The following is a 9370-nucleotide window of genomic DNA, read 5'->3' as shown; positions in this document are numbered from 1 at the left end:
CGAAGGCCTTCTTCACTCACGCGGCATGGCTGGATCAGGCTTTCGCCCATTGTCCAAAATTCCCCACTGCTGCCTCCCGTAGGAGTCTGGGCCGTGTCTCAGTCCCAGTGTGGTTGGCCGTCCTCTCAGACCAACTACTGATCGTTGCCTTGGTGAGCCTTTACCTCACCAACTAGCTAATCAGACATCAGCCGCTCCTTTAGCGCAAGGTCTTGCGATCCCCTGCTTTTCTCCTCAGAGATATGCGGTATTAGCACATCTTTCGATGCGTTATTCCCCACTCAAGGACACGTTCCGATGTATTACTCACCCGTTCGCCACTCGCCGGCGGGCCGAAGCCCCCGCTGCCGTTCGACTTGCATGTGTAAAGCATGCCGCCAGCGTTCAATCTGAGCCAGGATCAAACTCTTCAGTTTTATCTCTTTCTCATCTTGCTTTTATCTTGTTACAGATTATTATGCAGACGTTTAAACTTTTTTGCTCAACTTGTACTACTTTGAGCCTTGCAATTTTTTATTGCTAAGTGCCCACACTTATTGGTTATTTGTTTTTAAAGATCTTTGCTTTGACTTGCGTCGTTGCTTTAGAGATGCGCATTATAAAGATTAAGCTGATTGAGTCAAGCGGTTTTGTTAATTTTTTTCAAACCAGTCTCTTTTTTTCATCAACACTTTGATTATTCATATTTTATTTTTTATTGTATTGGCAGCATAAAACTGTCGATTTACGACCATTAATGGTTTTATTAACGAATTTTTCCGCCACTCCTGGTTTTATCTTTTTATAGCCTGGTATATATCCACTCCAGCAGCGCGTCCATTGCAGGTCTGGCACCGCCTGATCTTGGATGGTTAACGATAAACGTTACCGCATATCGCTTTTTTCTGTGATCCAATACATACCCGGCTATTGCAGAGACATCTTTCAAAGTGCCTGTTTTTATATGTGCTTTTTTAGCAACCACCGATTTTTTAAGACGCTTTCTCACCGTGCCATCCACACCGACAACTGCTAAAGAAGCCATGAATTCCGGCATTGTTGGTGCTAAATAAGCTGCATTTAACAGATCATTCAGATGGCGTGTGCTAATGCGCTCCTTACGCGAAAGCCCCGATCCATTTTCCATTATCAGCTCCGGAAAATTCATCCCTTTTGATACCAGCCACTGTCTTATTCCCGCTCGTGCCAGATTAGGCGAAACATAGCCACTCCCTTTTGATTGAGTTTCTCCAAGAGACAGAAATAACTGCTTAGCTGCTACGTTGTTACTAAACTTGTTTATGCCCCGAATTACTTCAGCCAAGGGAGGTGATTGATAAACACTGACTGGATACATTGTTTTTGGCACCACCCCACGCCTGACTTTACCATTAAACGTACCTCCCAATTGCCTCCATAATTCTGTAAATAGCTGGTGAATATATGCTGAACTTTCGTGCAGGCTCACGTAATATGCTGTTGGTCCGCAATGTGCCGAATAATCACCCTCAAGCCCAACCGTCACCTGCCCATGCTGTGGAATATCTTCGCGGATGTTCACATGTACTCCACCATCCCCGCATTTCTTTTGTGTCAGCTTGAGATGATTTTGCACATTCAAATATTGACCATCCGGATCAGCCACTACCCGAACCTCACCATGCTGCAGCTCAGGGAACAGATGTAATGCTGAAGTTCGATAATTCACCAGTAACGCTTCCGGGGCAACGTTATAAGTTTTATAGCGTTTACCATCGAATGCGCCAGAATCTTCTGCCGGAAAATTGTAATAACTGTAATCCAGGACCAGGTCACCACTAATATCCGTTAATCCTGTCTGACGAATTTGTCGCAGCAATAGCCAAAAATTTTCCAGGTTAAGACTGGGATCACCATAACCCTTGATAATCAGGTCACCTTGTAATTTTCCATTCTCCAGATTGCCACCTGCGTAAGCCTCTGTACGCCACGTGTAGGTTGGTCCTAGCATCTCCAGCCCGGCGTATGTTGTTATCACCTTCATGACTGATGCAGGATTCATCGGGACATCCGCATTAAGCGATATCAGCGGTCGATCAGCACCAGTTTCTCTTACGTAGATACCAACAGCGGATTCAGGAATGGCCGCCCTTTTTAGCGCCTGTCGGACGGTGTCCGGTAAATCAACAGCATTAGCGGGAAAAATCAACGCACTACACAACAACAACAACAGTCTCAGCAAATTTTTCATGACAGCAAATAATCAGATTAAAGGAACATTTTATTTTCGCTTGCTACGGCAGATCGAAAATCCATCATTCCATCCCATCTGATATTGCACATCGGCTGCATAACGTTTTTTATCCTTAAACCCGTAAGCTGATTGCTTCGCTGTCTCACAGCCATCGATATAGCCTTGCTGCGCTGCCTCAGGGTAGCCAGCCAGGTTATAGACCGGTCGGGTGCTGGGAGGAAGCGGGCCTGAAGGCCGCTGCCGGACAATCGGATCGGGTGCCGGTACAGGTACCGGCTGCGCCGGATCTGACCGCTTGATCGTCGTACAGCCCACCAATAAAGCAATCATTATTAAAACTATGTTAACTCGCCCTGTTTTCATTCTTTTGTTATCCGCTAAAGATTATTTTTCACTGTACTAAATCATACTTTTCAATAATTTACCCATTTCAGCCGGGTTACGTGTTACACGAATTCCACACGCTTCCATTACTTCGATTTTTTCCTGAGCTGTACCCTTACCCCCGGCAATAATGGCACCGGCATGCCCCATCCGCTTGCCGGGCGGCGCCGTTGTCCCCGCAATGAAACCCACCACTGGTTTTTTCATATATGCTTTAACCCAGCGAGCACATTCTTCTTCATCAGTGCCGCCGATTTCCCCAACCATCAACACCGCATCTGTCCTGCTGTCCTCATTGAACAGCTTCAGAACATCCTTATGTTTAAGGCCATTGATGGGATCACCACCGATGCCGATACAGGTGGATTGCCCCAGCCCAAGCTCACTCAGCTGTGCCACTGCCTCATAGGTCAGTGTGCCTGATCTTGAAACCACCCCGATTCTGCCCGGCTGATGAATAATTCCCGGCATAATGCCGATTTTCAATTCACCCGGCGTAATAATTCCCGGGCAGTTGGGCCCGATCAGCAAGGTTTTTTTTCCATGCATCCGCGCCCGTGTCCGTAACATATCCCGAACAGGAATTCCTTCCGTAATACAAATCACCAAATCCAATCCGGCTTCCACCGCTTCATCAATCGCCGCAGCCGCATAAGCAGGGGGCACATAAATCACCGATACAGTCGCGCCCGTCATCCGCTTTGCTTCTTCTACCGTTGCAAACACCGGGATCCCTTCAAAATCCTCTCCCGCTTTTTTAGGATTGACACCCGCTACAAAACAATCTTTACCAAAAGCATATTCGCGACATTGGCGAGTATGAAACTGTCCGGTTTTACCGGTAATCCCCTGCGTAATTACACGTGTATGGCGATCAATCAGAATAGCCATGGTCATCCCTCCCTGATTGCTGCTTCAGCACGATGCCGGGCAGCCGCATCCACCACTTTCCTGGCGGCATCTGCCATATTGCCGGCTGAAATAACCGTTAACCCTGATTCTGCCAGAATCTTTTTTCCCAGCTCCACGCTGGTTCCCTCCAAACGAACAATCAATGGCACAGCCAGTTCCACTTCGCGTGCCGCTGCCACTACTCCTTCAGCAATCACATCACAACGCATAATCCCACCAAAAATATTGACCAGTATTGCCTGTAAATCAGGATTCTTCAGCATTAGCTTGAATGCTTCAGTTACTTTTTCTACCGTCGCTCCGCCGCCCACATCCAGAAAATTTGCTGGATTACCTCCATAGAGCTTGATGATGTCCATCGTTGCCATTGCCAATCCGGCCCCGTTAACCAGACAACCAATATCACCATCCAGCGGAATATAGGAAAGTCCATATTTTGATGCCTCCACTTCAAGCGGATCTTCTTCATCCGGATCCCGCAAAGCGGCAATTTCAGGATGGCGAAACAGGGCGTTATCATCAAAATTTATTTTGGCATCCAGTGCAATCAGCCGATTATCCGGTGTAACAATCAGCGGGTTGATTTCGAGCAATGAAGCATCGTTTTCATCGAATGCCCGATATAACTCACCCAGCATGGTTATTGCAGCCGACCTGCATAATTCCGGCAGATTGATCTCGCACACAATTTTTTCAGCATCCTGAGGACTTAGCCCTGTAAGTGGATCGATCCGTATTTTGTGTATTTTTTCCGGTGTACCGGCAGCAACCTGCTCAATATCCATTCCCCCTGCCTCACTGGCGATCAAACTCACACATTGCATAGCACGATCCACCACCAGCGCCAGGTAATATTCGTGACTGATTTCGACTCCCTGTTCAATATACAGCCGGTGAACTATCCGGCCTTGCGGGCCGGTCTGGTGTGTTACCAGCGGCGCAAACAACATCGCTTCAGCAAACTGCCGAACTTCCGCAACCGACTTTGCCAGCTTCACCCCGCCGGCCTTACCGCGCCCCCCCGCATAAATCTGGGCTTTAACCACCCACCTGTCTCCAGCCAGCTTTTCAGCGGCCAGCACCGCCTCCTCCACACTGAAGCAGGCAATCCCGGCCGGCACACTTACGCCATAGCGACACAGTATCGCCTTAGCCTGGTATTCATGAATTTTCATATTTCGTCCTTTTGAGCCTTAACATCAGGCTGCGCCAATACTGATTTGACATATCTTTCCACTTGAACCCATTCCCGCTCAAAATCCGGCAGCAATACGGCCAGTTTTTCCACCTCACCCTGCTTCACAGCAGTTTCCATTTGCGCACACCATTCACTCAGGGACAGCGCACCGACTGAACGTGCTGAAGATTTCAGTTTATGTGCCGCAAACTTTGCTTCATCTGCCTGATTATTCGCTATCACACTCCGTAACTGTTCAACAATCTTGCGAGAACTCTCAAGAAAATCCTGCAAAAACTCTCTGATAACCGCCGGATCATCACCAACCAAAGATTTGAGCATATCAATCTCCATTACCGCTTTTGTGGCGACAACCGGCAATTGCTGTATATCTTCCTTCCGCTCTTCTGCCTGCTTTGACCCCGGCAGCCATTTTTCCAATACCGGTTTAAGCTGCTCCAGTTGTACCGGTTTGCTCAGGTAATCATTCATTCCCAGTGCACGGCATTTTTCCGCCTCACCCTTGAGCGCATTTGCTGTCAGCGCAATAATCGGAATCTGGCTTTGATCTCTTTTTTCGGAGCGGATTGACTGTGTTAACTGGTACCCATCCATTTCCGGCATGTGCAAATCCGTCAATATCAGTGCATAGTCTCCACTTTTCCATCTGCGCAATGCTTCATTTCCGTTGGCAACGATGTCTGCAGCAAACCCCAGTAAAGCAAGCTGCTGACGAATGACTTTCTGATTAATCTCGTTATCTTCAGCCACCAGAATCAGCCTGCCCTGCTGCAATGCTTCCTCTCTCGACGGAGGAACAATTTTACCGATAACTTCTGCAGGAGCGATCTGACCCTCCTCCAGTGTTGCCCGGCCAGCCGCAACGGCTACTGCATGAAGAAAAACCCGGCGATACAGCACATTTCCATCCAGCGTTACCACCCCCTCATCCTCCATACGGCCACGATGGCGCCGTCCACGCCTGACAATCACAAACTGAAGTCTGTCTTCCACGCTGAAATCCGGCCGATTGCCAAAGAGCGCACGCAACTCGCCAACAGGAAATTCCCCATCGTTCGTATCCGCCACCAGCAGCCACTGGCCAGCCGGAAGCCGGCTGATCCGTTTACGAACGGCTGGCAATTCCATGATGTGCTCAACTGCAGCACCGGCGTATTTCAAATAAGCCGCCAGCCCGGAGCTTAATCCATCTTCTTTTCCCGTTACGAGACATGACAGTCCGGCAAGATCCGGTACTGATTCCTGCTGCTGAGCGGTTTCCGGCTGAATCACCCTGAACGGGATGCGCACAACAAATGTGGAGCCAATACCGAGCCTGCTTTCCACCGCAATACTGCCTTTCATCAGTTCAACCAGATGGCGGCTGATTGTCAGCCCCAGACCAGTTCCGCCAAAACGGCGGGTCGTTGAGGTATCACCTTGGGAGAAGGGGGTAAACAGACGCTCCCGGGCCGTATCGTCCATACCGATGCCGTTATCCATAACCTGAAATAGAACGGTTGTGGTATCGCTGTCGACCCTGTCTGCCGGCAATACCTTTACAGCAATCTGTCCCGGCCGTGTCATGCCACTGGAAAATTTGATGGCGTTATTGATAAGGTTGATCAGTATCTGCCGCAAGCGCAATGCGTCACCCAGCACATTTTCCGGTAAAGCCGGATCGATAAACAGGGTTAATTCAACTTCCTTGCTGGCAGCCATGTGAGTCAGTGTGCCACATGCCCGCTCCACCACTCTTTCCAGAGATAATGGTGTCTGTTCAATTTCCAGCCTGCCGGCTTCGATTTTGGAAAAATCGAGAATATCCTCGATAATCTCAAGCAATACGAAGGCGGATTCCCGGATGAGATCCGTCATTTCCTTCTGATAACTGCTCAAACTGGTCTGGCTCAGTATATCAATCATGCCGATCACGCCATTCATCGGTGTACGGATTTCATGGCTCATGGCAGCAAGAAAAGCCGATTTAGCCTGATTGGCCAGTTCAGCATCATGCCGCGCCCGCTCTAAATCCTGCCTGATTTTCACGTGTTCACGCATATCACGCATGATTCCACTGAAATGTCGTTTCTCACCAACGAAATACTCACTCACGGCCAGATAAAGCGGGATGATTGTTCCATCCTTATGTACGCCTTCCACTTCCCGCCCCAGCCCGACATTATGCCCGCCCGGCAGCTGCGGACGACCCACGTATTCCTGACCATACCCGGTATCACAATACCGCTGCATATAGTACGCATGCTTGCTCCGATCCGGCTCCGGTACCAGAATAGCCACATTCTGCCCAATTGCCTCCTCTGCGGTGTAACCGAACAGTTTTTCCATGACCGGGTTTACCGAGAGCATAACGCCCCGTTCATCCGTTGTTACTACACAATCCACCAGATGCTCGACGACTGAACGGGTTTCTTTCTCCTTGATTGCCAATTCAGTGTTAAGTTGCTTCAACCGGGCGGTACGCTCCGCGACGCGTGCCTCCAGATGCTGATAACTGACCGCCAGACGTTCGGTCATCATATTGAAAGCGCTCGCCAGTTGCCCGATTTCATCCCATCCCTCACCCGGAATATGGTACTGAAGATTGCCGGCAGTAACTGCCTGTGCACATTCGTTAAGGTTTTTCAGGGGATTTACTACCCGCCGGTTAAATAACAGCGCCCCCAGAATCGCCATCAGAAAAGTCAGGCCCAGCACCACTAATCCCATGGCACGCATCTGTGTCACTGATGCAAACGCCTCCCTGGTATCAATCTGCACCACCATTCCCCAGTCCATGCGCGGCAGATACCGCCAGGCTGCAATTACCGGGTTTCCATGAAAATCCGTCACAATCCCCCCACCGCGCTCACCTCTCAGACTGTTTCTGATCGCCGGAGAAAATAACGGCTCGTCCAGCGGTATCGTGCGTTTCAGAGCGGCATCAGGATCTTCCCGCAGTGGCGCCATAACCAGTGCTGAATGACTGTTTTCCATATGGGTGACAATGGTCTCGCCACTCTTACCCAGCCCAACATTGTTCGTTAGTACACGAAACACATGCTCGCTGTAGATCTGCAGCGCCAGCGCGCCATGGAAATCACCTTTTATTATGATGGGCACAACGACAAACGCAGCAATCGCACCATGCGATGGCGGGTAGTATTCAAAGCTGGATAAACTGCTCTGCCGTGTCTCTTTTGTCTGACGAAATGCCCGGCCCAATCCACTGTCCCGGTAGGGGCCGGTCAGCAAACTGGTGGCAAAATCGGATTCGTGGCCAGTGGAAAAAACAACCTGGCCATCAGGAGAAATCAGGAACAGATCGTAATAACCTGTACCTTCAAGATAGCGTTCATAATGCGCCCGATAACGGGCATCCAGCGCACGCCAGGCTTCCGAATCCGCGCCGGACTGGCTGAACACCTGTGAAAATTCATCTATGGCCTGGCGGGTGGTGTCACTTGACTGGATAAGCGTTGCATCCAGTATTCGCTCGTGCAAATAGGAATCAATCTGTTCGACTTTTTTATCCGCAATTGACGAAACCTGCTGAATTGCTGATTTGTGGATTTCACCTTCAAAAATGTGCAGCAAACCGTAGCCAACCAGTGCAATCGGCAATAACGCCACCAGCGCAAACCAGATGGCAAACCGCTGAGTCAGCGATGTGAGGATCATCACTCCAGCAGGCAATCAGGAGAATGTTTCAGGGAACGCCTGGCGTAATAGGCAAAGGCAGTTGCGTTACGTTGCGGGCGCAAAATCCAGTCATGCGCTTCCCGCGCAAGTTCGGGATCAATCGGCTGAATCCGGCCGGCGGCACCTGCCAGCAACTGCATGCGTGCAGTCCGCTCAAACGCCAGTGCAATCAGACAGGTTTCCTCGATACTGCTGCAGGCCACCAGTAAACCATGATGCGCAAGCAGTAATGCGCGTTTATTGCCCAGCGCGCCTGCTATCAGCTCACCTTCCTCATTCCCCACCGGCACACCCGGCCATTTGGGTAAAAAGGCAACATCGTCATACAACACGCAATTATCCATGTGAGAAACAGCGAGCGGCTCTTCCAGCATACTCAGTGCCGCCGTATGCAGCGCATGGGTATGGATAATGCAGCGCACATCGGGGCGTGCACGATAAACCCAGGAATGAAAACGGTTTGCGGGATTAGGCATACCTTCTCCCTCCAGCACCTGCAAATCCTCATTAACCAGCAGCAAATTCCCTGCGCTGATCTCATCAAACCCGAATCCCAGGCGCTGGGTCAGGAACGTACCCGGTGCCTCTCCACGTGCCGTGATCTGCCCGGCCAGACCGGAATCATGGCCGTTATCGAATAAAATACGACACGTCAACGCCACCTTCTGACGAATGGAGTAGGTCGCCCCCGGCAACTTACTCTCCATCTGGGCAAACTCACGCTGCATCAGCTGCCGCTTATCCAGATCGAATGTTTCTCCGCTCATAAACCGCAATCTCCCTGTTTCTCATAAAAAACGCTTTTGCTTTCGCGATTGACAGTTTTCCGCATTTTTTCCGGCGCTGCAAGCAATGTATGGCAGAAACCAGCCCGCGGTCCTGCCGGGTTCCGGGCAACCCCTCCGTGCAGATGCGGCAATTTGTCACATTTGCGCGCTTGTAAGCGTATGCAAGAATTTGCAGTCCATTACACAGAGGAAACA

General features: G+C 50.0%; 6 protein-coding genes and 1 rRNA gene. All 7 read right to left on the bottom strand.

Annotation, left to right across the window (positions count from 1 at the left end):
* Positions 1-416, bottom strand: a 16S ribosomal RNA gene (locus tag IT527_RS09375); the annotation flags it as partial.
* Between the two features lie 365 nt (positions 417-781).
* Positions 782-2209, bottom strand: a complete 1428-nt coding sequence (gene dacB / locus IT527_RS09370; RefSeq protein WP_292968305.1) for a D-alanyl-D-alanine carboxypeptidase/D-alanyl-D-alanine-endopeptidase — start codon at positions 2207-2209, stop codon at positions 782-784.
* 30 nt (positions 2210-2239) lie between these two features.
* Complete coding sequence (locus tag IT527_RS09365; protein WP_292968303.1) at positions 2240-2542, bottom strand: hypothetical protein; 303 nt, start codon at positions 2540-2542, stop codon at positions 2240-2242.
* Between the two features lie 69 nt (positions 2543-2611).
* On the bottom strand, positions 2612-3487 hold the full coding sequence (gene sucD, locus IT527_RS09360) for a succinate--CoA ligase subunit alpha (protein ID WP_292968300.1): 876 nt from the start codon (positions 3485-3487) through the stop codon (positions 2612-2614).
* 2 nt (positions 3488-3489) lie between these two features.
* Positions 3490-4683, bottom strand: coding sequence for an ADP-forming succinate--CoA ligase subunit beta (gene sucC / locus IT527_RS09355; RefSeq protein WP_292968298.1), 1194 nt, complete (start codon positions 4681-4683; stop codon positions 3490-3492).
* Positions 4680-8366, bottom strand: a complete 3687-nt coding sequence (locus IT527_RS09350) for an ATP-binding protein (protein WP_292968295.1) — start codon at positions 8364-8366, stop codon at positions 4680-4682. Before IT527_RS09350 ends, sucC begins: the two co-directional genes overlap by 4 nt.
* Complete coding sequence (locus IT527_RS09345) at positions 8366-9154, bottom strand: aldolase (RefSeq protein WP_292968293.1); 789 nt, start codon at positions 9152-9154, stop codon at positions 8366-8368. Before IT527_RS09345 ends, IT527_RS09350 begins: the two co-directional genes overlap by 1 nt.
* Between the last annotated feature and the right edge of the window lie 216 nt (positions 9155-9370).

The sequence above is a fragment of the Nitrosomonas sp. genome, from assembly GCF_020852615.1.
Classification (GTDB): domain Bacteria; phylum Pseudomonadota; class Gammaproteobacteria; order Burkholderiales; family Nitrosomonadaceae; genus Nitrosomonas.
This window is presented reverse-complemented; position numbering and strand designations above follow the sequence as displayed.

Excerpts from the sequence above, each read along its gene's own strand:
- dacB (WP_292968305.1), bottom strand. The coding sequence starts at position 2,209 with ATGAAAAATTTGCTGAGACTGTTGTTGTTGTTGTGTAGTGCGTTGATT.
- IT527_RS09350 (WP_292968295.1), bottom strand. The coding sequence starts at position 8,366 with ATGATCCTCACATCGCTGACTCAGCGGTTTGCCATCTGGTTTGCGCTG.
- IT527_RS09365 (WP_292968303.1), bottom strand. The coding sequence starts at position 2,542 with ATGATTGCTTTATTGGTGGGCTGTACGACGATCAAGCGGTCAGATCCG.
- IT527_RS09345 (WP_292968293.1), bottom strand. The coding sequence starts at position 9,154 with ATGAGCGGAGAAACATTCGATCTGGATAAGCGGCAGCTGATGCAGCGT.
- sucD (WP_292968300.1), bottom strand. The coding sequence starts at position 3,487 with ATGGCTATTCTGATTGATCGCCATACACGTGTAATTACGCAGGGGATT.
- sucC (WP_292968298.1), bottom strand. The coding sequence starts at position 4,683 with ATGAAAATTCATGAATACCAGGCTAAGGCGATACTGTGTCGCTATGGC.